The 24,913-nt window shown below is 62.7% G+C and carries 23 protein-coding genes; 14 read left to right on the top strand and 9 right to left on the bottom strand.

Annotation, left to right across the window (positions count from 1 at the left end):
- Positions 1-206 precede the first annotated feature (206 nt).
- Positions 207-1,328: a DUF6396 domain-containing protein gene (locus H9654_RS08855; protein ID WP_191770534.1), complete on the top strand. Its 1,122-nt coding sequence runs from the start codon at positions 207-209 to the stop codon at positions 1,326-1,328.
- A 382-nt stretch (positions 1,329-1,710) separates the two neighbouring features.
- Here the strand turns inward: H9654_RS08855 and H9654_RS08860 are convergent, their stop codons facing one another.
- Complete coding sequence (locus H9654_RS08860; protein ID WP_191770535.1) at positions 1,711-2,355, bottom strand: response regulator; 645 nt, start codon at positions 2,353-2,355, stop codon at positions 1,711-1,713.
- 85 nt (positions 2,356-2,440) lie between these two features.
- Here H9654_RS08860 and H9654_RS08865 point away from each other — a divergent pair, with 85 nt between their 5' ends.
- The 3 genes from H9654_RS08865 (at position 2,441) to H9654_RS08875 (ending at position 6,776) form a co-directional block, all read left to right on the top strand.
- Positions 2,441-6,025 (top strand): ATP-binding protein, encoded by a 3,585-nt coding sequence (locus H9654_RS08865; RefSeq protein WP_191770536.1) that lies wholly within the window; start codon positions 2,441-2,443, stop codon positions 6,023-6,025.
- A gap of 98 nt (positions 6,026-6,123) precedes the next feature.
- Complete coding sequence (locus H9654_RS08870) at positions 6,124-6,468, top strand: hypothetical protein (RefSeq protein WP_191770537.1); 345 nt, start codon at positions 6,124-6,126, stop codon at positions 6,466-6,468.
- Complete coding sequence (locus H9654_RS08875) at positions 6,465-6,776, top strand: hypothetical protein (RefSeq protein WP_191770538.1); 312 nt, start codon at positions 6,465-6,467, stop codon at positions 6,774-6,776. Before H9654_RS08870 ends, H9654_RS08875 begins: the two co-directional genes overlap by 4 nt.
- 344 nt (positions 6,777-7,120) lie before the next feature.
- On the opposite strand, the gene H9654_RS08880 is transcribed toward H9654_RS08875, so the two are convergent.
- The 5 genes from H9654_RS08880 to H9654_RS08900 all read right to left on the bottom strand — a co-directional run bounded on the left by H9654_RS08880 (position 7,121) and on the right by H9654_RS08900 (position 12,746).
- Positions 7,121-8,557: a hypothetical protein gene (locus H9654_RS08880; RefSeq protein ID WP_191770539.1), complete on the bottom strand. Its 1,437-nt coding sequence runs from the start codon at positions 8,555-8,557 to the stop codon at positions 7,121-7,123.
- A 1,734-nt stretch (positions 8,558-10,291) separates the two neighbouring features.
- The gene (locus H9654_RS08885; RefSeq protein ID WP_101099542.1) at positions 10,292-10,828 is read right to left on the bottom strand and encodes a GTP-binding protein; all 537 of its coding nucleotides are present in this window, start codon (positions 10,826-10,828) and stop codon (positions 10,292-10,294) included.
- Positions 10,825-11,790, bottom strand: a complete 966-nt coding sequence (locus H9654_RS08890) for a hypothetical protein (RefSeq protein WP_191770540.1) — start codon at positions 11,788-11,790, stop codon at positions 10,825-10,827. The genes H9654_RS08885 and H9654_RS08890 overlap by 4 nt, the downstream gene beginning before the upstream one ends.
- Before the next feature lie 69 nt (positions 11,791-11,859).
- On the bottom strand, positions 11,860-12,219 hold the full coding sequence (locus H9654_RS08895) for a roadblock/LC7 domain-containing protein (protein ID WP_182656458.1): 360 nt from the start codon (positions 12,217-12,219) through the stop codon (positions 11,860-11,862).
- A 74-nt stretch (positions 12,220-12,293) separates the two neighbouring features.
- Positions 12,294-12,746 (bottom strand): roadblock/LC7 domain-containing protein, encoded by a 453-nt coding sequence (locus tag H9654_RS08900; RefSeq protein WP_191770589.1) that lies wholly within the window; start codon positions 12,744-12,746, stop codon positions 12,294-12,296.
- 270 nt (positions 12,747-13,016) lie between these two features.
- Between H9654_RS08900 and rocF the strand changes: the two genes are divergently transcribed.
- The 4 genes from rocF (at position 13,017) to H9654_RS08920 (ending at position 14,837) form a co-directional block, all read left to right on the top strand.
- Complete coding sequence (gene rocF, locus H9654_RS08905) at positions 13,017-13,934, top strand: arginase (RefSeq protein ID WP_191770541.1); 918 nt, start codon at positions 13,017-13,019, stop codon at positions 13,932-13,934.
- 142 nt (positions 13,935-14,076) lie between these two features.
- On the top strand, positions 14,077-14,229 hold the full coding sequence (locus H9654_RS08910; RefSeq protein WP_042613759.1) for an entericidin A/B family lipoprotein: 153 nt from the start codon (positions 14,077-14,079) through the stop codon (positions 14,227-14,229).
- 66 nt (positions 14,230-14,295) lie between these two features.
- Positions 14,296-14,433 carry an entericidin A/B family lipoprotein gene (locus tag H9654_RS08915; protein WP_042613760.1) on the top strand — a complete coding sequence of 46 codons (138 nt, stop codon included), beginning with the start codon at positions 14,296-14,298 and terminating at the stop codon, positions 14,431-14,433.
- Positions 14,434-14,615: 182 nt separating this feature from the next.
- Positions 14,616-14,837: a CsbD family protein gene (locus tag H9654_RS08920; RefSeq protein ID WP_042613761.1), complete on the top strand. Its 222-nt coding sequence runs from the start codon at positions 14,616-14,618 to the stop codon at positions 14,835-14,837.
- 66 nt (positions 14,838-14,903) lie between these two features.
- Here the strand turns inward: H9654_RS08920 and H9654_RS08925 are convergent, their stop codons facing one another.
- Positions 14,904-15,722 (bottom strand): hypothetical protein, encoded by an 819-nt coding sequence (locus H9654_RS08925; RefSeq protein ID WP_191770542.1) that lies wholly within the window; start codon positions 15,720-15,722, stop codon positions 14,904-14,906.
- Between the two features lie 111 nt (positions 15,723-15,833).
- On the opposite strand from H9654_RS08925, the gene H9654_RS08930 reads away from it, so the two are divergent.
- The 4 genes from H9654_RS08930 (at position 15,834) to H9654_RS08945 (ending at position 20,276) form a co-directional block, all read left to right on the top strand.
- Complete coding sequence (locus H9654_RS08930) at positions 15,834-17,123, top strand: tryptophan--tRNA ligase (protein ID WP_191770543.1); 1,290 nt, start codon at positions 15,834-15,836, stop codon at positions 17,121-17,123.
- Between the two features lie 100 nt (positions 17,124-17,223).
- Complete coding sequence (locus tag H9654_RS08935; RefSeq protein WP_191770544.1) at positions 17,224-17,526, top strand: hypothetical protein; 303 nt, start codon at positions 17,224-17,226, stop codon at positions 17,524-17,526.
- Between the two features lie 87 nt (positions 17,527-17,613).
- Positions 17,614-18,546, top strand: coding sequence for an MBL fold metallo-hydrolase (locus H9654_RS08940; protein ID WP_191770545.1), 933 nt, complete (start codon positions 17,614-17,616; stop codon positions 18,544-18,546).
- 77 nt (positions 18,547-18,623) lie between these two features.
- A complete protein-coding gene (locus H9654_RS08945; RefSeq protein WP_191770590.1) occupies positions 18,624-20,276 on the top strand; it encodes a M28 family metallopeptidase in 1,653 nt (550 codons plus the stop codon).
- A gap of 44 nt (positions 20,277-20,320) precedes the next feature.
- Here the strand turns inward: H9654_RS08945 and H9654_RS08950 are convergent, their stop codons facing one another.
- The gene (locus H9654_RS08950; protein WP_191770546.1) at positions 20,321-21,589 is read right to left on the bottom strand and encodes a uracil-xanthine permease family protein; all 1,269 of its coding nucleotides are present in this window, start codon (positions 21,587-21,589) and stop codon (positions 20,321-20,323) included.
- A 195-nt stretch (positions 21,590-21,784) separates the two neighbouring features.
- Between H9654_RS08950 and yedA the strand changes: the two genes are divergently transcribed.
- Together yedA and rarD are read left to right on the top strand one after the other, a co-directional pair.
- The gene (gene yedA / locus H9654_RS08955; RefSeq protein ID WP_101099531.1) at positions 21,785-22,684 is read left to right on the top strand and encodes a drug/metabolite exporter YedA; all 900 of its coding nucleotides are present in this window, start codon (positions 21,785-21,787) and stop codon (positions 22,682-22,684) included.
- Positions 22,681-23,586 carry an EamA family transporter RarD gene (gene rarD, locus H9654_RS08960; RefSeq protein ID WP_191770547.1) on the top strand — a complete coding sequence of 302 codons (906 nt, stop codon included), beginning with the start codon at positions 22,681-22,683 and terminating at the stop codon, positions 23,584-23,586. The genes yedA and rarD overlap by 4 nt, the downstream gene beginning before the upstream one ends.
- Here the strand turns inward: rarD and H9654_RS08965 are convergent, their stop codons facing one another.
- On the bottom strand, positions 23,587-24,906 hold the full coding sequence (locus H9654_RS08965) for an ABC transporter permease (protein WP_101099529.1): 1,320 nt from the start codon (positions 24,904-24,906) through the stop codon (positions 23,587-23,589). It lies immediately after the preceding gene.
- Positions 24,907-24,913: the final 7 nt, after the last annotated feature.

A 24,913-nucleotide genomic window follows, 5' to 3' on the forward strand; every position in this document is an offset into this window, starting at 1 on the left:
TGTGCGAAAGGTGGTGGCATGTGGATCGATCAACCTTGGTCGGGTGAAAGAATGATCAGCGCATTGATAGCTGTCGCCGTTATGTTAGGTGCCTGGCTGGCGCTATCTATCATCTTCGGTGCACTAATCGCCCGCTGGATGAGAATGCAGCGACTACCTAGAGCTTATAGCGAAGCGCGGCGGATGCACGAGCGAGAACGCCCCTGATGAACCAGCCCGCTGCATGTGCTTGCGTATCCGCGCCGCAAAAAGCTAGAAACATCCTGGTGATCGGATTTCTCCTAATATCCACGATGACTGCGGCCAAATGTAGAGCGAAAGAAACCGCTGCGCCTGGACCGGAATTCAAATGTGTTACCCAAGTGGAGGGTGATGGAGTCGTAGAGGCTGACGTGGAACGGTTGTACCGCTTCGCCCAGCACCTTGAGGCCGGCGCTCAGCTACCGGTGAACAATCAAGACGCTGTAGTCGCAGTGCAGAAGCTCACTCGTTATTATCGAATTGGAGTGGCTCACGGGGATATCCGAGCAGCCAAGGCGTTGCGTAACGTGCTGTCTTGGAGCACCTCCGATACCTATAGTGGGGTGCTTGACCGCCGCCAAGTTAGTCGGGATGAGGAGAGACAGAAGCTGCTTGATCAAATGCTGGCGGCGGGATCGGTGGATGCAATAGTAACGCTCGGAAATATCGAAATGATGGGATGTTCGCCTGCAACTGCGCTTCCTTTGTACCTTAAAGCCGCAAGCTTAGGTAGCGTGGATGGGCAGATGAGGGCTGTTAATCTTCTTGATCCGTCCACTGTCAGTGGGCGTGCGTTCGGTGCGAAGAAGTCCGGTAGCGGGTTGGTTATGTCACTTCTTACCTGCGCCGCCGTGGCCGGGGACCAACGGGCTCGATACGAGTTAGCAGAACGAGGGAGCGCCGGCGGGAAATCAGAGAGCAATATCGAGCTTCTTCATGCTTTGACCATTCAAGGCAACACGTATGCGGTCGCAAGGCTTAAGAGCATCTTTGAGTTGCGTAGTCGCAGAAACGATAGTGATAGCCAAGACCGCGAGCGAGCAAGCCGCTACGAGCGGGTGAGGATGCTGCTTATGCTCAATGATGGCGCAAAAGTTCCTGACCTAGACGTCATTGTTCCTCTTCCGCCTGCTGAGCTCGATGCTTGGGATGGCACCTTCTTGTGGTCACCTAGCCCTACGTCCGAGCCGCCAAGCCTCAGTGAGGCGGAGATAACCGATCTCGCTACCAGAAGATCTCTCGATCCCTGTACGGGGTTACCAAAAGACCTGGAAGAATCGAAGTCCGACCAGGAGCCGACGCCTTAGGATCCCACGCGGTAAGCGACAACGTAACCCCTTGGGTGCTCCGCGAAACTAGTCGGGACATCACAAGATGCACCGCCCATATCCCGCCGATAGTCTCGGCTTGAAGTGCTGTGGTGATACCCAGTGGTGAAGACAGCACTACTGCCGCGGTTAGATATTAATGAAACGTGCTCAACACGGGGTTGCGCCGGGTCCAGAGGTCGCTAAGTACCACGACCACGACCACGTCCTGTTCGTTACCAAGCGAGAGTCCACCCCAAACCTATGTAGCTCACTTTCAACCTCACCGCCATAGGTGACGCTTTAACTGGGCTGGAGGTTCGAGTGGCGTGCCAGTTTTCAATAGCTAGCAAATGGATTCAGGAGAATTATCCCGTCCCGATTACTCGCTCAAGCCATGACTGCGCAGAAACGCGAAGAACTCCGCTTCGTTAGTAACGCCGAGTTTCCGCATGGCGTCACCTTTCTGCCGGCTAATCGTCGTGACACTTCGATTTAGCTTTGCCGCAATCTCGGTCACTGTGAGGCCAGTGCCAAGCAGTCGCATCACCTCCAGTTCTTTAGGTGTAGGCTGCTTCCCAGCGAAAGCGATTGAGTCTGATTCACCAAAATCGTTCAAACGGCTGGTGATGCCTCTGCAAATGTATGGTTGGCCTCGCTTCGCTGCAAGTATTGCGTCTGGTATTTCCCGCAGCGAACTGCTCTTGTCTATCAGGCCCAAAACGCCAATCGAGTGCACCAAACGGAGGATTCCGATATTGCTTGCCATGCTTAGCATGACGATTGGTAGAGCTGGGTAGCGCCTTCTGATAAGGCTGAGCATTGCGATACCGTCGGCCTGCTCCCCGCCAGGCATAGCGAAATCCGTAACCAGCACGTCGCAGGCGTGATCACCCAGGACTTGTAGCAGCTCAGTAGTTCCAGATGCCTCGGCCACGACGCGGCCAACCCCACTGGATTCGATGACTGCACGAGCACCGATCAAGACAATAGGATGGTCGTCAGCCAGAATAATGCGAAGTTCCATGGCTTGGTTCGTGGCTCCACATTCAGGAATTGCTGAAAAACCTTGAGGAGGAACAGTGCACACACTGCAATTTATCGGAAGGACGATGCTCCTCCTTGCAGCGTTGGCGTGCGATGTCGCAGGCGCGCAAAATGCCCAGATATCCCTCACCGAGCAGCAGCAAGCCTGGGTACGGGCTCATCCCAAGATACGGGTCGGAGTGTACAACAACGAATGGCCACCGTTTGAGACTGTCCGGAATGGGCGTCCAGAAGGACTTGCACCGGAGACGTTGCAGGCGGCGGCCGACAGCTTAGGCCTGACTCTGGAGCCTAAGGTCTACAGGAATTGGAACGAGGTACTGGAGGCAGCTTGCTCCGGCGAGATTGACGTAGTGATGGATTTGGTCCTGACTTCGGAGCGAACCCACTGCATGGTATTTACCCGCGCCTATGCGTCAGCGCCCTTGGGGATCGCCTCGCGTCGGAAAGACGGTCGGGCGGAGGCTACGCCAGACCTGGCAGGGCTACGCATAGCAATTGAGCGTGACCATGTCACCGGGATGAGAGTACGCGAGCGGTATCCGGATTCTCTCTATGTTGAAACAGGAAGTAGCAGTGAAGCTCTAGCACTCGTCTCCTCCGGCGACGCTGACTTCTACGTCGGCAATGCCTACGTAATCCAGCGTTTCGCAAGTGAACCAGAGTTCGCAAACCTTGAGTTGCTCCAGCCAGCCGACTTGGGACCGACCAGCCTGCATTTCGGGGTTCCAAACGCTAAACAGCCACTTGTAGAAGCGCTGGACGCAGCGCTAGCGGTTCTGCCCGATGCGAGTCTCAGCGCACTGCGAGTAAAGTGGCTGGATCCACTTGAATGGAGTAAAGCGGCTGGGCTGCGGTTCTCCATCCAGGAGCGCGAGGCCCTCGCGAGGCCGGTTCGGCTCGGGGTGATGAAGAGCTGGATGCCGATTGCTTTCATCGACGGCCATGGAGAGCCTTCCGGAATTGCAGGCGAGTACCTGGAGCGATTCGTGCAGGCCGGCGCGCGCAACCTGAAGGTCGTTGCGTTCGACCGGTGGCAGGACATGCGGCAGGCACTGAGTGATGGGCGTCTGGATGCCGCAATTGCGGTATCGGATAGCGCGCAGGACTTACGTTACGGCAGGCACGTCAGCGAACCGTTCTTGACCGTCTCCAACGTAGTAGTCACCTCCATTGCATCGCCTCGGGTCATCGACCTACGCGACCTCAACGGGCGACGCGTTGCGCTATCTGACCCAGACCGAATTGGCCCGCTTCTCCTCGCCCAGGCGCCGCAGGCGAAGATCGTCCGAGCTGCTGATACATCAGGGGCGTTGCGAATGGTGAATGACGCGCGCGCTGATGCATCCATCGGGAATTTGGCAGTGATAGACCGTATTCTCCGTGACACCTACGCCGGCAGGCTACAGATCGCCGCGCCGGCTGGCATTGATGATCGATTGGTGCTCTCGGCAGGACGAGACCAGGCCTCCCTCGTGACGGCCTTCGATCAGATGCTGACAGCGATGCCAGCGCGTGAGCACGAGGCGATCAGAGGCGATTGGCTGGCTATTGACTTCCGCCCGGCGATTGACTGGAGGCAGGTGCTGCTATGGGGAGCGCCTGTGGCGCTTGTCCTTCTGACGGCAGGGATCGTTCATGCGGGCGGACATGTGCGCCTCCGTAGAGAGGTTGTGCAGCGTCGCTTGGCAGAGGACCGTCTAGCGCGAGTGACTCGACGCTTGCCGGCAGTGGTGTACCAACTTCACCGTTCATCCGATGGCACATATAGCTTTCCTTTCATCGCAGGCGACTTCTATTCGTTGTTCGGTGTTGATCTGGAAGATGCGCTCAACGATGAGCGATTGGCATTTGAGCGGATCCACCCAGATGATCGGGAACGAATCAATGCTGAAGCTGGACATGCGGCTACTACAGGTGGCGGCCTATCCTTCCAGTTTCGTACGTTGTCTCCAGGAGGGTGGCGCTGGGTCTACTCCAAAGGCGAGCCAATGGAGAGTCAGGAGGCAGGCGTGGACTGGATCGGCTACTGGGTAGATGTCACCGATGCGCATGAGCAGTCTGAGGCGCTCAGCGCGGCAAAGGCCGAAGCGGAGAGGGCCGGCCAAGTCAAGGCCGACTTCCTTGCAACAATGAGCCACGAAATCCGTACTCCAATGGCCGGCATAGTTGGGATGCTCGAGGTATTGAGTCACACGCGGTTGAATGAGGAGCAGACAGCAATCCTAGCGACGATGGAACGGTCGGCTGCCATGCTACGACAGCTGCTAGATGACACGCTGGACTTCTCAAAGATTGAGGCCAATGCACTCACACTGGCGCTGCGGTCAGTGGATTTGCGGGAGCTGGCATCAGCCACAATAGAGATGTTCGCCGGTGGTGCAGCTAGCAAGGGGCTGCTACTGTCTACCGAGATCGGACCTCATCTCGCTAGCCGCCACCTGGCCGATGAAATACGCGTGAAGCAGATATTGTTCAACTTGGTGGGTAACGCGATCAAGTTCACTGCGCAGGGGATAGTCAAGGTTGCGATTACCGTGGATGCGAGCGAAGCCGCAGCTCAGCGGATACGCATCTGTGTATCTGACACTGGCATTGGCATATCTCAAGAACAGATGCAGCGCATCTTCGACCCCTTTACGCAGGCCGAGCCATCCATCACCCGCCAGTACGGCGGCACGGGGCTAGGGCTAAGCATTAGTCGCCGGTTGGCTTCCCTAATGGGCGGTGAGCTGACGCTGGATAGCGAGCAAGGCAAGGGCACGTCAGCCACGTTCTCGTTATCGCTGCCCCTATCAGACGTTGGGGGGGAAGAAGAGTGCGCTGTCGAGCCCCTGCATCGTTCTGCTGTCGTGAGCATTGATCCACCAGGTGACGGAGGTCGCTGGAAGGTGCTGGTCGCCGAGGATCACGAGACAAACCGGGAACTAATGCGCTGGCGTATGCAGCAGCTGCACCTGGACTTCTTAATCGTGGAGGACGGTGCTCAGGCTATGTCTGCTTTGCAGAACGACTGCTTCGACCTCATCGTGACCGACTGCCAGATGCCCGTACTTGATGGCTACACGCTAGCTCGGAGGGTTCGGGAAGGAGAGGGCGATGGAGAGCGAATGGCTATCGTTGCGATAACCGCCAGTACTTTAACGAACGAAGCGGACCGCGCCGCCAAGGCGGGTATAGATGAGCTGCTTGCCAAGCCAGTCTCGCTAGATGCGCTACGTGCGTCCATAGAGCGCTGGTTGCCGCGCAAGAAGAGGGCAGAACGAAAACTCCAGGCGACCACCGGGCAGGCACTCCGTGACCGAAATAGTGAGCAGGTCGCAGACTTCGGTCTTCTTAGTGTAGAGCAACTGCAAGAGGTCTTCGGGCCGTCGGGGCTGGCTCTCAGCATGTTGACCTCCTTCCGCAGACTCTGCCTGGATGACATAGATGCACTGGAACGGGCCGTCGAAGGGCTCGACACTGAGTCCTGCGAGCAGCTATTACACCGCATTGGTGGTGGATTGGGATCAATCATGGCGGAATCCGGAGCCTTGGAGCTACGGATCATCCATGCCGCCATACTCAGGGATGGTGTCGCATCTCACTTGGTTTCCTTAAACGAACTGCTCCAGCGGCTCAAAGCGGCCATCGGTGCGCTACCTGCCTGACCCGGCCGTCTAATCTGCAATTTCGGACTTGTTGCATGGTTTGAGCATCCGCGCGGGATCATCCTTGTCACTGGGAACCTACTGACGAGGACACCGTTATGAGTGACGTTGTGATTGAAGACCTTGCGAGCCACACGTTGTCTCCTATCGAAATTGGCCTCCGCAGCGCGCACGTACCCACGGCCACTTTGGCACTGATGATTGACCAGTTGCCACTCACTGAACGTCAGGTGCTTCGTGTACAGCTCGCGTCGCTGATGAGCTTGCATGTGCGCAGCAAGCACCATGACGCCGCTGCAAATGCGGCCGTGCGTGAAGTGCTGGACCAAGTTGAGGTGCTTCTCGCACTGGAAATCGAACGTGCTGGAATGCGTCCTCCAAGACGGGCAATTGGCTTCTCGCCGGATAGCTCTGAACAGCAACAACAGCAGCGCTCGTCATGAATGACCACTCGGAAATGTTGCAGCAAAGAGTGGAACGCTGCGAAATTGAGACACAAGCTGCCTTGGGTTACATCAAAGCCCTCGAGTATGGCCTGCACTCGTTGATTGCTACTCTGCCCCACACTTCAGATCTTGAGCGCTTGTGGGCGGCGATCCTCGCAGAGCCGCGCGTCACCCGCAAGGATCAATCAGCAAGCGACCTTCGGTGTGCTGCAATGCGGCAGGCCATGGCAGCACTAACGGAGTTGATCCACAGCCGGAGGGGTGTACATCCGCCTATGGCGGAGGAGAGCACCCCGCACGACTAGGACCGTCGGGCGCTTCAGCGTCGACGATACGCTACGCCCGGCCAGTGGGGGGAGTGCCCTGGCTCCAGCACGACGGAGCGCAAGAGAAGGTGCGCCCGCGTCTGAGGGTGTGATGGCACGTACAGGCGTGTATCACCCTTTCTCTATTCGTAAAGCCAGAAAGCCGACGAGACATATCTTGTCGGCCACTCTGGGTATCGAGGGAGTTGGAGAAAGTGAACGGTGTTAGGGCGTGGCGAGATCACCCGAAAGATATCCCCTGCCCGTCAGTTTAAGCTGGGGTTATATCTGTACTGTGCTACTTGCAGCCGAGCTGTCAACGTCTGCCAACATATGCGACTCGCCTAGAGCCGTGAAACGGTGGCGGGGGCAAGAGCTGATCTATTGCTGTTTAGATGTTCAATGACATGATCCTTGGCAAAGCTTAAACAGAGGAAGCCCAGTGACGTGAGTCCGGTTGTGACTCCCACGATACTGTTTAGCTTAAGGACAGAATGGTACGCATTGAGCAGGGATCCTTGGTAGTCCATCCATGCTCGGTGACTCTCTGTCGTGCCATTGAAAACCGCCTGATACTGGTAAAATCGATTTAGGTAGATCTGTATCACTCCCTGATGCTGATGCGGGTCATCAGCATTCAAACCTTTGTCGAAGTGTCGCTGAGGGTCCTTGCCCTGGTCGGTCTGTCCTGGCCAATAAGGCTTGTAGTTGCCGCCGGTCTCCTGCTGATATCGGAAGGAGGCTATTGCCGAGACGATATCCCCGACCGACAGGACAAGCGCGCTCGGATCAGTGCAGTCATACGTGCGGTAGGCATACGAGGCAAGCAACGCCTTGGCCCTGCGCTCGTGGACTTTCAGTTGCTTCACGGACGTCGCGAATCCGGTGGCCTTTTCAACAAGCTCGGCGACCTCTTTCGGCCATCCTTGTACGAGATGATGGTAGGTGTTAACCGAGAACACTCGAGCAGTGGCCTGGTGATGCGTGTCGCTGTTTGCCGCCAGCCTGCAGAGCTGGTTTGCCTCCTGCTTGATATTCGCGAGTTCTCCTTCTACGCGGGTCATCTCAAGATGGCGGGGATGATGCAAGATGAAATGCTGGAATGCGAGAGTCCTAAGATGGACGTAAACGGCTTCGTTTGCGTCAACCCGATGGCCTTCGATTGACGTGGCGTGGATGCGGCCAATATACGCGCCCAGGCTGCGGTACGCATTGCTCAAAGCGCAGTCGTCTCCGGGGATGTGTTCACTTAGGGTGTGAAAAACTTCATCGCCGGTCCGCTCTGCGTGCAGAAGCAAACGCTCAGCGGCTGACTGGCATTCAGTCTCGCCAAGTAGCGCGGTGAACATCTGAATTTTCTCGGGATCGATCTCTTTGGACAACGTATCCAAAAGGCATGCGATGGTCGCTGAGGAGTCCGCGTCGCGCGGAGTCGTCGTGACGGTGCTGAACTCCATGGTGCTTTCGGCACTGCGTTGAGGGCGCGCAATTAATTTAAAGATGTTCCTGTCGCTGTCCGCATCAGTGACGAAAAGCAGTTTTATCGTCTTTATCGTAGACAGGGGGAGCGGCGAGGTTCGCCCATCTACTACGATGCCCAAGGATTTCTCGAGGAAGTTCAGTGTGCGCTTGAGCGACCGGAGAGTAATCAACTCGCCGTTTGCACTCTTCCGCTCTGCGTTGAGCTGCGCAAGCAGGCAGTTCAGCGTTGCCGTTCCCTCTTCTCGCGTCTCAAAATCGAACAGGGCTGACGTTCGGTGAGCTAGATTTTCATTTTCCATTTCCGGACTGCCTTTATGCCTGAGTGAGCCTTGGGTCTGCGGTAACTTCGCATGGTTCGAAGGCGTGCACCAGATCGCTCGTCTAGTCCGGGGCAGGATTCGCGCATGCCGCGCCGTTGGTGCCTGAAGTAAGGCGTTATCGGAACTGAAAATCTCATCCCCATTGCTGTAGAGAGGCGAGGGACCGTGCCTATCACGACATAGGTCCGGACGCTGCTTCGCCAGCCATCAACGCGTTGGCACATGATCTCGGTCACATCTCAGTCTGCAGGGAAGCATAAAAAATTGAATGACCAAGGGACACAGGTCGAAAAGGCGAATCTGAGTTACAGGAAATGGCGATGCCGCTGGAGTCGCTCCCCTAAAACTTGGCGTCGCGCTCTCTCGGAAGGATTCTATCGTGGCTCCGGGCGCTCTATGGACGCTGAGGCAGCAATGCCTTGGGGATATCTTTGGATAAACTCCTCAAAGCGAAGACGGCTTATCCCTTGCCGCTGGCCGCAGTGCGGGCATATAAGTACTCCAGCACCTTCGATATCTATGAGTCCACGCTTGTGGGTGAGGATGGACTGCACGGCGCAACCGGCGCACTCCGCGATCACTTCACTAAGGGCGTCAATTTGGCACTTGTCTCTAATCTGTCCACTTACGAATCGCAAGACGAACCTTCCTGTGTTAGACATCCTATCGACCCTTACGTGTGATGAACGGTGCGAGCAGGTTGGGCTTAGACAGCGAAGTCCGCCATGCAACAAGTTGCAGTAAGTCTTCCTGCGCGTACGGGGTAACGTTCCGTTCACCTTCCCATTAGGTGTGCTAGAGACAGGACGGTTGGTTCTCCCTGCGTCAGAGTGTTGTTCGCGCGGAAAATCGCTCGCAGACGAGGCTACCGGTGAAGAGTTAGCTGTGTACGTACAGCACGGCGACTTCAAGCCAGGGCTCAGCTGCTGTCTCAAGAAGCCCCAAGCTGACCAATGTATCGCTGGAGGTTGGTGTATTCGGTGGCGCGCTGGAGCGCACGCTTAGCACCACACGGGCCTCGCTGGCGCAATGGCGTTCAGACAAGGGCGCCCCCCTTGTCGCGATGATGACTGCCGCCCGCTATGGACGAACCTGCGCAGCGCGTGCGGCAGCGACAGGTGTTGCGAGTGTATCTTTTACTGGCGCACCGGCGCCGACAGAGCTTCGCGGAGCGCGGCGTCGCTACGATTCAGTCCGAGAAACGGAGCGGCGCACTCTTCGAGTCCGTGAGCTTGCGCCTGGGCTGCAGTGCAACCAGATGGCGTTGGGTGACTCGGTGGCCTGCCGGAGATCGGGAGAAACGCGAGACTATCTCCACCAGCGGCGAGCTGAAATGGTCGATCCCGAGCGACGTCACGGCTTGATCGGCAAGGTTGAGACAGCGAGCCAGCCAGGCCCGCGCTTTGAAGAGGGCTTTCGCACAGCTTGCGCTACCATCCGCACGCTCAATGCCGGAGCAATGCGATCGCCCAGACGACCGCCGCCCGGCGGCGGGGCCCCCTACAGCTTCTCACTCCCTAACTCCCGCCAAGATGAGCTGTCCGACATCGTCCATAGTCATCTCCGTTAGGGAGGGGTACATTTAGGGGTGCTGCAAAAATATAAAACAGGAAAGTGATAGTATATTCAACAGGTTGAGTTGGCTTTGTGGTTCGGATAAGCGCACCATCCCTTCATGCCCAGCCGCCGCCCGCAGGCGACGGCGCACCGTGATCAGGAATCGGCGTAGCGGTGCGACAGCAGCGAGCGCACCAGGAAGGTCACCTGCGCGGCCGAGCGTGCATCAACGCGCAGGACCGGAATGCGGAAGCCGGCAGCAAACAGGGCATCGCGCACGGTGGGAATCAACAGCTGCGGATGCTCGTCGGTACGGGTGACGCCGACCGCCAGGCTGGCATCGGGCGCGATCCGGGAAAACTCCTGCAGCAGTTCCAGCGTGGTGGCGACCGGGTCGGGTGATCCGGCGCTGACCAGCACGATCACCCCGAGCGCGCCTTCGCACACCATCGGCCACATGAAATCCAGGTAGCGCTGTCCCGGCACGCCGTACAGGTGCAGCAGTTCACCGTCGTCCAGTTCGATCGAGCTGTAATCCAGCGCCACCGTGGTTTCCACCTTGTCGGCGGTGGCGTCCTCACTCAGCGGCATTTCAGTGCTGATCGGTTCGACATCGGAAATCGCGCGTACCGCGGTGGTCTTGCCCGCGCCCATGCCGCCGACGAACACCAGTTTGTTGGCCGGACCGCTCATGCGCGACCCGCCTGCAGGTCCAGCCCGAATCGTCGTGCGACCCAGGTCAGGAACCGTGAGTCGCGAAGGCCCGCGGGGCGCGCTGAGGGGGGCACGGCGTTCTCCTGGTGCTTGGCAAGGCCACTGCTGGCAGCAGCCGAGAAAAGGAATTGCACGGTATCGTGCGGCAAACCGCTCGCCGCGGCCAGCGCGGTGCTGGTCCACGACGCGGCATGCAGGCGTGCGATGGGCAGCAGCCAGCTGGCGGGCACATCGCGGTGGTCCAGGTCGGGCCAATGCAGCAGCTGCAGGGAGGTGCCCGCGGCGACCGCCGGCAGCAGCTGCGGGCGATGACGCGCGATGCAGAAATACAGCGCTTCGAACGAATGACGGCGCGGCAGCAGGTACACGTACTGATGCTGGAAGGTCTCCATGTCCAGCGGCGTCGACGACCAGGTGAGGTCATCCAGCAGCGGCACGATCTCCGACAGGGACGCCCCAACCGGCAGTGCAAGGCTGCGCGTTGCGGTATCCACCACCACCCGCGTAGCGCCGCGCTGCAGCAGGTACAGGCTGGCATCATCGGCTGACTGCATCGCGCGCAGCAGCAGCGGCGTGCCCTGCGGCATCGCGCGTGCCGGCGCCTGGTCAGCCACCTCGGCCGTGCCGCCCAGCAGCGCAGCCAGTTCCTGGTTGATGTCACGCACGCTGGCGCCGTGCGGCAGCACGCCCGTCGCAGCCGTCGCGCCACGCACGATGCGCAGCGTCGCCACGCCCTGGGTGCGTGCCTGCTGCTGCAGGACGGCCATGGCCGACGGATCGCCGCCCACCACCAGCAGGTCGGCCTGCTCGCCGTTCCACGGCTGCAGATGGATATCCATGCGTTCGGCCAGCAACAGCGAGCAGGCCAGTTTCAGCCGGGTACCGTGCAGCAGGTCCAGCCCGGCGTGGGCGACCCGGAAATGTCGTATCGGTGTGTTCATGGGCAGTCAGTGCAGGTCGCCGGCCACGCCCGCGTCAGGCAACGACGGCGGGCGTGGGGCGAGCGCGGCTCAGCTGAAGTCCAGCGTCTTTTCGAAGGACTTCAGCTCGTGACGCGCCATCGCCAGGTTCGAACGGCTGCGGTCCAGCGCCACGTACAGGAACAGCATCGGGTTGCTTTCCAGCGGGCGGATCAGGTGATACTGCGAGCTCAACGTGATCAGGATGTCTTCCAGGGTGTCCGACAGCCCCAGCTGCTGGGCGACGCGACGTTTGGCACGCACCACTTCGGTGTTGCCGGCCGCAGCCAGTTCCAGGTTGATGTCGCCGCCACCGGTCATGGCCAGCGCCATGCCGCTGTCGCTGTCGACGAGCGCGGCACCGACGAAGCCGGCGAGCGTATTGAGGTTTTCCAGGTTGAGTTTAGACACAGTCGTCCTTTCTTGGTCGTGCAGAGGGAAACAGGCCAGCAAGGCCTGCAAGGTGAAAAACAAAGGCGCTACGATCAGGCGGCGCGGGTGCGCAGCACGGTTTCCAGCTTGGCGGCGCATTCGCGCGCATGGAACAGCAGCACGGCCAGGTTGACCTCCACCGCCGCGACGGCGGTGAGCGTCATCGGCTTGTCGGCGTTGACCCGGATCAGCACGACGTTGCCTTGGCGGGTGCACACGGTGGCGTGTTCGGCTTCGCTGAGCGACAACTCGCGCGATACCGTTTCACCCAGCGTGAGGAAGGAGTTGGCCATCGCGGCCAGCCGACGGCCGTCCACGCCCAGCACCGAATCCTCGGCCACCGCGCGGCCATCGGCGGTGGACAACAGGAGCAGGGTCAGACCCGACTCGCGATCGCGCGCCTGGCGGAAGATGTCTTCGATACGGGACGCATCGTAAAGATGGCGCGCGGGCAGGCTTTCGCCGGTCGCGCTGCGAACGATCTGGTTGATGGCACTGCGCTGCACTGGTTTCCCCCTGGAACCTGGATCGATCTGATCCATGGCGATGCTTTTATCAACCGCGGAGGGTTGAAAGTGTGAACCGTAGCACAGTATATCTGACCGTTTTCGTAACGGATCTTCACTTCGCAGGCGTGTCAAGTGTTTGACGGCCATGGAATTCCATCGGACCAGACCGGTTACGTGAGTGCGCCGGGCAGGGCGCCTGCTGCACCGCCGCGAGTACACGCCGGGTGCGCTGGCTAGACTGTTTCTTTTGTCCAGAACGAGGTCTCCATGTCGCATCAACCTGTCTCGCTGATTGGCGTGCCTACCGATATCGGGGCCGGCGATCGCGGTGCACGCTTGGGCCCCGAAGCGTTGCGCATTGCCGGCCTGGCCGAAGCATTGATTGCCCGCGGCGTGGACGTGCGTGACCTGGGCAACCTGGATGGACCGCGCAACCCGTGGACCGCGCCGGTGCAGGGCTACCGGCATCTGGACGAGGTGGTGGAATGGAACCGCGTGCTGATGGAGGCCAGCCTGGCCGAGCTGCGCGCCGGTCGCATGCCGATCATGCTCGGCGGTGACCATTGCCTGGGCGTCGGTTCGGTTACCGCCGTGGCGCGCTGGTGCCGCGAACAGGGCAAGCAGCTGCGCCTGTTGTGGCTGGACGCGCACTCGGATTTCAACACCAGCGATGTCACTCCGTCCGGCAACGTCCACGGCATGCCGGTGGCCTGCCTGTGCGGGCTTGGCCCGGATGCATTGACCCGGCTCGGCGGTGACGCCCCGGCGATCCTGCCCTCGCAGGTGCGCCAGATCGGCATCCGCTCGGTGGATCCGGAAGAGAAACGGCTGATCAAGACCCACCGCGTGGACGTGTATGACATGCGCTACATCGACGAGGCCGGCATGAAGCGCACGATGGAAGCCGCCCTCGCCGGAATCGACGACAACACCCACCTGCACGTCAGCTTCGACGTCGATTTCCTCGACCCCAGCATCGCCCCCGGGGTGGGCACGACGGTGCCGGGCGGAGTGAACTACCGCGAGGCGCAGCTGGTGATGGAAATGATCGCCGACAGCGGGCGCATGGGGTCGCTGGACATCGTCGAACTCAACCCGCTGCTGGACAACCAGAACGCCACCGCGAAGCTGGCGGTGGACCTGGTGGAGAGCCTGTTCGGGAAGTCCACGCTGATGCGCGGCTGAGGTCCAGTGGCGGCGTCCCGCTGGCCCCACATGAACCGATCAACTGCTCGTTCACACTCGCTCCACGCCGTGCGCGCCAGATTGCACCTCACACGGCACGCCCGGGTCGTTCCGGGCGCCGTGACCTGAGAAGGAGAAGTCGATGAAACGCATTCTTTCCGTACTGCTGCTGGCGCTGTGTACTGCTGGTTCGCTGACTGCCTGCAATACCGTTGCCGGAGCCGGCAAGGACATGCAGGGAGCAGGCGAGGCCGTCCACGATACGGCCCAGGACTGCAAGGACGGCAAGTGCTGATCAACGGCTCTTTCGCCGTCTGCACCGCGGCCGCGGTGGTTTTTTAAATCAAACTGGAGAGTCCCTATGAAGCGTGTAATTTCCCTGATGCTGCTGTCGATGTTCTCGGTCGCCATGCTGGCCGGCTGCAATACCGTTGCCGGTGCCGGCAAGGACGTGCAGGGCGCTGGCGAGAAGGTCGAAGACGCCGCCCGCGGCAACTGATCGCGCAAGCGTTTCAGTGATGAAAAGGCCGGGATTTCCCGGCCTTTTTTGTGCCTGCGTGATGGCATCCGTTCAACGAGATGAGCAGTGGTTTCATCTGTACTTGACTGCTGCCCAACATTCGATGACGCATGCTGCAGATGCGGTAACACATGACGCACTTCATCAAGAGGCCAACGCACATGAATAAAGACATCATTTCCGGCAAGTGGACCCAGCTCAAGGGCAAGGCCCAGGTGCAGTGGGGCAAGCTTACCGATGACGACTTCGATGTTGCCGAAGGTAACGCGGAATACTTGGCCGGCCGCGTGCAGGAGCGTTACGGCATTGCCCGCGACGAAGCGGACAGGCAGGTCAAGGAGTTCGATTCCTCGCTGCGCAAGGACTACCCGGACTTCAAGTAAGTCGGGCGGTTGAAACCGGTAGAAAAACGGGCCTTCGCGGCCCGTTTTTTTATGGTTGATCCAGGCTCAGCGACGCGGCGGGTCGGGCACGTACTGATCGGGAAAGGCCTGCGGCTCGCGTTCGGGGACACGCGCGGGACGATCGAGAACGATCCCACGCGCACGCAGGTTGCGCGCACTGTCGTAGCGAAGCTGGATAACCTGGGCCGGAGCGGACGTCGCGCGTTCGAAGGCGGTGTCGCGCACCGATGAGGCCTCGCGTTCGCCATGTCCCGTGCCCAGCCGTTGCACCGGCGCCGGCGCGGATTCGGCCATCACCCGTGACTCGCTCCTGGCGGCATCCTGGGTCGCGGCCGGGGCAGGCGCGGCGCGGCGCGGTGGCGTGGCCGGCCGATGCTCCCAGCGCACGGCATTGGCTTCGTTGAACACCGCGATGCCGACCACGCCCAGGTTGTCACCGCGTCCGGTGCGTGCGGCATAACTGTCGCGCGGGCTGCTGAAGACGAACTGCGCCACTTCCTCGTTGGACTTCCGCCAGCCGGCGATGTCGGTGGTCTGCCAAGGGTTGAGCACGTAGCCGGTCTGGTCGGGAGTGGCCTGCTCGCCGCTGATCGCGTTGATGCCATCCACCGAAAGCACCACCAGCACGCGTTGCGGGCTGGCATTGCGCAGGCGCACGCTGTAGCGGTGTCCGCGCTCGCCGGGGGTCCAGCGTTGGCCGTCGTGCGCGTACTGCGGCAGCCGCCCGCCGGTATCGCGGTCCAGCAGGGTCAGGAACACCGGTCCACTCGCGATCCGCGAGGGCGGTGGGGTGATCATCGGCGGCGCCGGCCTGAAGCCGGCCAGCAGGGCAACGCTCAACAGGGGCAGCAACAGGCGCTTCATCCGGGTTCTCCACAGCGGGGTCTACAGCGCAAACGCCCGAACGGGGCCGACGGGGTTGTGCCAGCAAGGGTAAACTGCAGCCGTTCACCGAAGGTTTCCCGTCGAGCAGTCATGACCACCCGAGTCCTTACCGGCATCACCCCCTCCGGCACCCCGCACCTGGGCAACTATGTCGGCGCCATCCGTCCCGCCATTGCCGCCAGCCGTTCGCAGGGCATCGAGAGCTTCTTCTTCCTGGCCGACCTGCACAGCCTGATCAAGGCGCAGGAGCCGGCGCGCACTCAGCGTTCCACGCTGGAAATCGCCGCCAGCTGGCTGGCCTGCGGGCTGGATCCGGAACAGGTGTGGTTCTACCGGCAGAGCGACATCCCGGAAACCAACGAACTGATGTGGTTCCTGACCGTGGTCGCCAGCAAGGGCATCCTCAACCGTGCGCATGCCTACAAGGCGGCAATCGACAAGAACGAGGCCGAGGGGCTGGACCCGGACGCCGGCGTGAGCGCCGGGCTGTTCATGTACCCGGTGCTGATGGCCGCCGACATCCTGATCTTCAAGGCCAACCGGGTGCCGGTGGGCCGTGATCAGATCCAGCACATCGAGATGGCACGGGACTTTGGCCAGCGCTTCAACCACGTCTACGGCAAGGAGTACTTCCCGCTGCCGGAGGTGGTGATCGACGAACAGGTCGCTACGCTGGCAGGCCTGGATGGCCGCAAGATGAGCAAGAGCTACAGCAACACCATTCCGTTGTTCGCCCCGCGCGAAGAGCTGAAAAAGCTGGTGTTCTCCATCCTGACCGATTCGCGTGCGCCGGGTGAGCCGAAGGACACCGAAGGCTCGGCCCTGTTCCAGATGTACCAGGCGTTCGCCACGCCGGAACAGACCGCCGGCTTTGCCAGGGCTTTCGCCGAGGGCATCGGCTGGGGCGATGCCAAGCAGCAGTTGTTCGAGCGCATCGATGCCGAACTGTCGCCGCTGCGCGAGCGCTACGAAGCGCTGATGGCCGAACCGGAGAAGATCGAAGCGCTGCTGCGCCGGCGTGGCCAGCAGTTGCGCGAACAGTACGCGGTGCCGCTGCTGAAGGAGTTGCGCCATGCGGTAGGCCTGCGCGACCTGGCCGACGTGCCGAAGGCGGCGGCGGCCGAACTGGCCCGCAGCGCACCGCCAGTGTTCAAGCAGTACCGCGAGAAGGACGGCCGGTTCTACTTCAAGCTCACCGACGGCGAAGGCACGTTGCTGGTACAGAGTGCGGGCTTTGATTCACCGCGCGACGCCGGGCAGCTGATCGCCGTGCTCAAGCAGGCAGAACAGGGCGATGCGCTGCAGAGCGAACTGTTCACGCTGGAAGCCGAAGTGGACGCCGTGCTGGCCGCCCTGGCCACCCTGCGCGACGCCGGATAACGCTCGCGCGGGGGTCAGAGTCGGGGGTCAGAGTACTTTTCAGCAGACGAAAAGTACTCTGACCCCCGACTCTGACCCCTTTTCAACCGAGGATCTGCTGATGGCCTGGTTGTCGCTGCTGCTGTTCCTGCCCTGGTTCATGCTGCTCGGCGGGCTGTTCTGGTGCTACCCACGCCAGCCGCGTTGCCTGCGGCGGCGTGCCTTCGATGCGGTCGCGCTGCTGCTTGCCCTGGTGTTGAGCGTGCTTTCCATGCACTGGGGTTTCCAGTTGGGCCAGGCCCAGCCCGATGCCGGCCCTGTCTGGCCGCAGGTGCTGGCGGTGCTGTATGCCTACGGTGCGTTCCTGGCGGTGATGGTAGCCGCGCTGCTGCTGCGCCCGCGCTGGCTGCTGCGCGCGCCCTGACGCGGCCCTCGACCAAAGCCGCATCGAACGCCTTCGCCGGCGCGCCTACCATGGGTGTCTGTCCTTGATCCTGCCAGGTGTGCGTCGATGACCGCCGATCCCAACATCCACACCATCGATACCGGATTCCAGCGCGTCGACTTCGACGCGGCCTACCTGGTGGTGGAGAACGGCCGTGCCGCCTTCATCGACTGCGGCACCTCGCTGGCGGTACCGGCGATGCTGCAGGCCCTGGCCGATGCCGGGCTGGAGCCGCAGGCGGTCGACTGGCTGCTGCTGACTCACGTGCACCTGGACCACGCCGGTGGCGCCGGCACGCTGATGCAGCACCTGCCCAATGCGCGCGCGGTACTGCATCCGCGCGGTGCGCCGCACATGATCGATCCCGCACGGCTGATCGCCGGTGCCACGGCGGTATACGGCGAGGAGGAAATCGCGCGCAGCTACGGCCGCATCGAGCCCATTCCGGCCGAACGCGTGGTGGTGGCCGAAGATGGCCAGCGCATCGACCTGGCCGGGCGCGAGCTGGTGCTGATGCACACGCCCGGCCATGCGCAGCACCATTACTGTGTGTGGGACGCGCGCAGCCGCAGCTGGTTCACCGGCGATACCTTCGGCCTGTCCTACCGCGAACTGGACAGTGCGCAGGGGGCGTTCATCATCCCCACGTCTTCGCCGGTCCAGTTCGATCCCGAGCCGTTGAAGGATTCCATCCGCCGGATGCTGGCGTACCAGCCCGCTGCCATGTACCTCACCCATTACGGGCGGGTGGACGCAGTGGAAGCGCGCGCGGCGGATCTGTTCGAGCAGATCGATGCGATGGTGGCGATCGGGCGCCAGTGCGACGGCCGCCCGGACCGTCATCGCCATCTGCTTGCGGCACTGCGCGCGCTGTACCTGGAACGCGCGCTGGCGCATGGCTGTGCGCTGGACCAGGACGCGGTAGCCGCAGTGCTGGCGATGGACATCGAGCTCAATGCGCAGGGCCTGGCGTGCTGGCTGGACCGCGAACGGCGCTGATCATCCCGCGTCATCGCGCTGTCACGTACACTCGGGGCATCCCTGTTTCCTTGTCCCCCCGGTGATCCGTGAACCCGATGCGCGTGCTGTTGTTGTCGTCCTGCCTGTTCGTCGGTGGCCTTGCACATGCGGCCAATGATCTTCCCGGCGGCGGCATCGATCCGCAGGCGCTGTCGCGCCACGTGCGCGTGCTGGCCTCCGATGAGTTCGAAGGCCGCGCACCGGCCAGCGAAGGCGAAGAGCGCACGGTGCAATACCTGATCGAGCAGTTCCGCAGCTACGGCCTGCAGCCGGGCGGCGTGGACGGCAGCTGGGTGCAGCCGGTGCCGCTGGTGCGCGCGCAGCTGGACGGCGCGGCCACCGCCACGCTGTCGCTGAAGGGCGGCAAGCGCACCCTCGCCAACGGCGCGGACGTGACCCTGCAGAGCCTGCAGCCGCGCGCGCGGGTACAGATCAAGGATGCGCCGCTGGTGTTCATCGGCTATGGCATCGATGCGCCCGAGCGCAGCTGGGACGATTACAAGGGCGTCGACCTGCGCGGCAAGATCGCGGTGGTGCTGATCAACGACGCCGACTTCGAGACCGACGCACCCGGCGCCTTCGATGGCAAGGCGGTGACCTACTACGGCCGCTGGACCTACAAGTTCGAAGAGGCCGCGCGCCGGGGTGCCGAAGGCGTGCTGATCGTGCATGAGACCGCGCCGGCGGCCTATGGCTGGGCCACGGTGAAGAGCTCGGGCACCTCGCCGCTGTTCGACATCCAGCGCAGCCAGGATGAAGCCATGGCCCAGCACACACCACTGCGTGGCTGGATGCAGCGCACCCTGGCCGAGGCGATCTTCGCCGATGCCGGCCTGGATTTCGAGGCGGAAAAGCGCAAGGCGCAGCGCGCCGATTTCAAGCCGGTGCCGCTGGACAACGCCCGCCTGAGTGCGGCCTTCAAGCTCAAGCGGGAAGAGGTGGTCACCCGCAACGTAGTGGCCAAGCTGCCCGGTGCCGAGCACGGCGACGAGGCGGTGATCTTCTCTGCCCACTGGGATGCGTTCGGCATCGGCGAGCCTGATGCGAAGGGCGACCGCGTACGACGCGGCGCCATCGACAACGCCACCGGCGTGGCCACGGTGCTGGAACTGGGCCGGGTCTTCGCCGCTGGCCCGCAGCCGCAGCGTTCGCTGTATTTCGTCGCGCTGACCGCTGAAGAGAAGGGCCTGCTCGGTGCCAGCTACTACGCCAAGCACCCGCTGGCACCGCTGGAAAAGACGGCCGCAGTGTTGAACATCGAGATGTTCAGCCCGGATGGCGCGACCCGTGACATCGCCTCGTGGGGCAAGGGCCGGGTATCGCTGGAAGGCGACCTGGAGCGCGTGGCAAAGGCCCGCGGCCGCGGCTACAGCCCGGATCCGAACCTGGAAGCGGGCTTCTTCTACCGTGCCGACCACTTCGCGTTCGCCCGCCTGGGCGTACCGGCGATCACCATCGGTCCGGGGCTGGACAAGCTGGACGGTGGCATCGAAGCCGGCCGTGCGCTGCGCGAGAAATACTTCAAGGACTGCTACCACCAGGCCTGCGATGCATGGACCCCGAGCTGGGACCCGGCCGGCCACGCTGCCGATACATTGCTGGTCTATGACCTCGGCCTGGAGCTGGCCAACGGCCGCAGCTGGCCGCAGTGGGAAGAAGGCTCGGAGTTCCGCAAGGCGCGCGACGCCAGCGAAACGGCACGCCGCTGATCTGGTGGGTGACGACCGTTGGTCGTCACTCCTTCCGCGCAGCCTCAGACCACCGGCGGACCAGGCTGCTTCCAGTGATCGTTGCCAGGCAGCAGCAGGTTCAACGCGATCGCCACCACCGCGCACAGCGCGATGCCCTTCAGGCCGAAGTCGTCCGGACCGGTGCCGGTGCCGACCAATACGCCGCCGATACCGAACACCAGCGTTACCGACACGATCACCAGGTTGCGTGCTTCGCCCAGGTCGATCCGGTGGCGGATCAGGGTGTTCATGCCGACCGCGGCGATGGAGCCGAACAGCAGGCACAGGATGCCGCCCATCACCGGTACCGGGATGCTCTGCAGCAGCGCACCGAACTTGCCGATGAAGGCCAGGCTGATGGCGAAGACCGCCGCCCAGGTCATGATCTTCGGGTTGTAGTTCTTCGTCAGCATCACCGCGCCGGTGACTTCGGCATAGGTGGTGTTGGGCGGTCCACCGAACAGTCCCGCCGCGGTGGTCGCCACGCCATCGCCGAACAGGGTGCGGTGCAGGCCGGGCTTCTTCAGGTAGTCGCGCCCGGTGACGCTGCCGACGGCGATCACCCCGCCGATGTGTTCGATCGCCGGTGCCAGCGCGACCGGCACGATGAACAGGATCGCCTGCCAGTTGAACGCCGGGGCGGTGAACTGTGGCAGGGCAAACCACGGTGCCGCCGTGATGCGCGCGACATCGACCACGCCGAATGCGAAGGACAGCCCGAAACCCACCAGCACGCCGAACATGATCGGCAGCAGCCGGAACATGCCACGACCGAACACCGCCACCACCAGCGTGGTCAACAGGGCCGGCATCGAAATCAGCATCGCTGTCTGGTACGGAATCAACTGCGCCCCATCGGCGTCCTTGCCCATGGCCATGTTGGCGGCGATCGGCGCCATCGCCAGGCCGATCGAGATGATCACCGGGCCGATCACCACTGGCGGTAGCAGCCGGTCGATGAAACCGGTGCCCTTGATCTTCACTGCCGCGCCCAGGAAGGTGTAGACGAAGCCAGCAGCCATCACCCCGCCCATGGTTTCAGCCAGGCCGAACTGCTGCTTGGCGAGAATGATCGGGGTGATGAAAGCGAAGCTGGAAGCCAGGAACACCGGCACCTGGCGGCCGGTCATCAACTGGAACAGCAGCGTGCCCAGCCCGGCGGTGAACAGCGCCACGTTCGGGTCCAGCCCGGTGATCAGCGGCATCAGTACCAGCGCGCCGAAGGCCACGAACAGCATCTGCGCACCGGACAGCACCTGGCGCCAGAGCGGGTCGTTGAATTCATCCTGCATCGTCGGGAGTTCCAGGGTAGGCGCCGGCAAGCAGTTCGTCGGCAGGGGCGGGTGGATGATATAGGCCTTGTCCGCGCTCCGCTGGAGACGCGTCGCCAGCATGCGCGGCGCGCCGAAAACAGCATGCCGCGTTCCTGACTGCTGCGCGGCGCCGCAAAGGCCTAGAATCCTCCTTCCCCCGCACCCTGGTGGCCCATGGCCGTCGTTCCTGAATCCCCCGCCGCACCGCGTCCCGGTGCCGTCGCCCTGGCGTTGCTGCTGGTCTACGTGGTCTGGGGCTCGACCTACCTGGGCATCGCCAAGGCGCTGCAGGCCGGCGTGCTGCCGCTGACCTCGGTCTCCGGTGCGCGCTTCATCATCGCCGGCAGCCTGATGTACGCCGTGCTTCGGTTGTTCAGGAAGATGCCGCGTCCGACCCTGCGCCAGTGGCGCAACCTGACCATCATGGGCTTCACCATGCTGTTGCTGGGCAACGGCATGGTGGTATTGGCCGAACGTGACGTGTCCTCGGGCCTGGCCGCCACCGCGGTGGCCTCGGTGCCGTTGTGGATGGCGCTGTTCTCGGCGGTGCGGGGCCAGCACGCCAGCCGCGGCGAATGGCTGGGCATTGCCATCGGTTTCCTCGGCGTGGTCTGGCTCAACGCAGGCAGCAGCCTGGCGGCCTCGCCGACCGGTCTGGTGCTGTTGCTGGTGGCACCGGTCGGCTGGGCGTTCGGCTCGGTCTGGGTACGGGGCCAGGACCTGCCGGGACCGTTCATGACCGCTGCCGGGCAGATGATCTGCGGCGGCATCCTGCTGGTCATCACCGGGCTGGCGGTGGGCGAGCGGCCGACCGCGCTGCCGAGCCTGGACGGCCTGCTGGCGGTGGCTTACCTGTGCGTGTTCGGCTCGATCGTGGCCTTCACCGCCTACGTGTGGCTGCTGCACAACGTACGTCCCGCGCTGGCCGGCAGCTATGCCTATGTCAATCCGGTGATCGCCGTGCTGCTCGGCGTACTGCTCAACGGCGAACACTTCGGCTGGCGCGACCTGGTGGCGATGGCGGTGATCCTGTCCGGCGTGCTGGTGCTGGCACTGGCGAGGACGCGCAAGTGAGCGCGGTACTCACCAGCGAGCAGGAGCAGGAACAGCGCCGTGGCTTCGCCGTCACCGCCTTCACCTTCGTGCTGTGGGGACTGGTGCCGGTGTACTGGCACCTGCTGCGCGAAGTGCCTTCGTTCCAGATCATCGCCCACCGCATCATCTGGAGCACGGTACTTGTGGTGGGCTGGCTGCTGCTGAGCAGCCGCCTGCGGTGGTGGAAAGCGATCGCCGCGCAGCCGCGTGCGCTGGCCACGCTGGCGGTCAGCAGCCTGGCCATCGCGTTCAACTGGGGCCTGTACATCTGGGCGATCAACGCGGGACACGTGATCGATACCAGCCTGGGCTACTTCATCAATCCGCTGGTCAGCGTGGTGCTGGGCGTGGTGGTGCTGAAGGAACGCCTGCGTCGCCTGCAGTGGCTGGCGGTGGCCTGCGCGGCGGCCGGCGTGGGCTGGCTCACGTGGCAGGCCGGTGCACCGCCATGGATCGCGCTGGGGCTGGCCGGCTCGTTCGGGCTGTATGGCCTGCTTCGCAAGCTGATATCGGTCGATCCGGTGGCCGGCCTGGCGGTGGAAAGCCTGTATCTGTTCCTGCCGGCGCTGGGCTTCGCGCTGTGGAGCGAAAACGGCCACGGCGGCGCCTTTTTCGGGGGGTGGGGCTGGCGCAACGACCTGCTGCTGGTCTTCGGCGGCGTGGTCACGGCTGCGCCGTTGATCGGCTTCGCCTACGGTGTGAAGCGCATCGCCCTGTCCACCGTAGGCGTGCTGCAGTTCATCGCGCCCAGCCTGGGCCTGGTGCTGGGCGTGTTCTTCTTCAACGAACCCTTCGATGGCGCACGCGCCACCGGCTTCATCGCGATCTGGATCGGCCTGGGCCTGTTCGTCTTCGACGGCCTGCGCCGCGCCCGCCGCTAGTCAGACCTCGCGCAGGGCGGTGGTGATCGGCAGGCGGGCGGCGCGCAGGGCGGGGAACAGGCCACCGACCAGGCCGATGCCCAGCGCCCACTTCAGCCCGCTCCACAGCAGTTCCGGGGAGACGTGGAACTTGAACACCACCGCACTGAAATTGCTGCCGATGGTGGACACGCTGTAGCCGTTGAACAGCAGCCAGGCGATCGCGCAGCCCAGCAGCCCACCCAGCAGGGCCAGCAGCATGGTCTCCAGCATCACCGCGGTCACCACCGGCAGCCCGCGGAAGCCGATCGCGCGCATCGTGGCGATCTCGCGCGCCCGCGTTGCCACGGCGGCATACATGGTGTTGAGCGCACCGAACACGGCGCCGATGGCCATGATGGTGCCGATGACCTTGCCCAGGATGTTGATCAGCGTGGTCAGTCCGCCGCCCTGCTTGCTGTAGTACAGCCGCGTAGTTTCCACCTCCAGCTTCAGGCGCGGGTCACCGGCGACGGCGGCCTTGAACTGCTCGAAGCCCGGCTTGCCGTCGGTGCGCACCGTCACCGATTGCAGCGAGTCGCGCTGGTAGGTGGTGGCCAGCGTATCCACGTCGGTCCACAGCTCCGAGTCGTGCGCATCGCCGGAAGCGAACACGCCGACCACCGTCCATGCCTGGTTGCCCAGGGTCAGCGTGCTGCCCACGTCCATGTCGCGGAACTGGGTCTTCGCGCCCTGGCCCACCACCATCTCGCGCTTGCCGCTGGCGAACCTGCGGCCTTCGATGATGCGTACGCGATCATGCACCGCCCAAGCCATTTCGCCGACGCCGCGGAACTGCGCGTTGACATCGGTGCCGTCCGAGCGGGACACCAGGTTGACCACCTGCGACAGTTCGGCGGACAGCAGCGCGCGCCCCTTTTCGTCGCGTGCCACGCCGGGCAGGGTGGACAACAGCGGAATCTGGTCGCGGGTGATCACCGAGTTGGTTTCCGCCTGCGAGCCCCCGCGCAGCACGATGGCGGTGGTGTCATCGCCGGTGCTGTTGAGCGTGGACTGGAACCCTGCGCCCATCGCCAGCATCGCCACCAGCACGCCCACCACGCCGGCAATGCCGACCACGATCACCGACGAGGCGCCCCAGCGTTGCGGCAGGCTGGCGATACCGATGCGGGTGGCGGCCAACGCCAGCCGTCCGCCGCGGGTCAGCACCAGCCACAGCGCGACCAGCACCGCCACGATCAGCACGCCCTGCCACGGCAGCCAGATCCATCCCGCCAGGCCCACCGCCAGCACGACCAGCATCGCGCCGTTGAGCAGCCATTTCTTCAGTGTGTTCTTCATGTGCGGG

It is taken from the genome of Stenotrophomonas lacuserhaii (assembly GCF_014836545.1).
Lineage (GTDB): Bacteria > Pseudomonadota > Gammaproteobacteria > Xanthomonadales > Xanthomonadaceae > Stenotrophomonas > Stenotrophomonas lacuserhaii.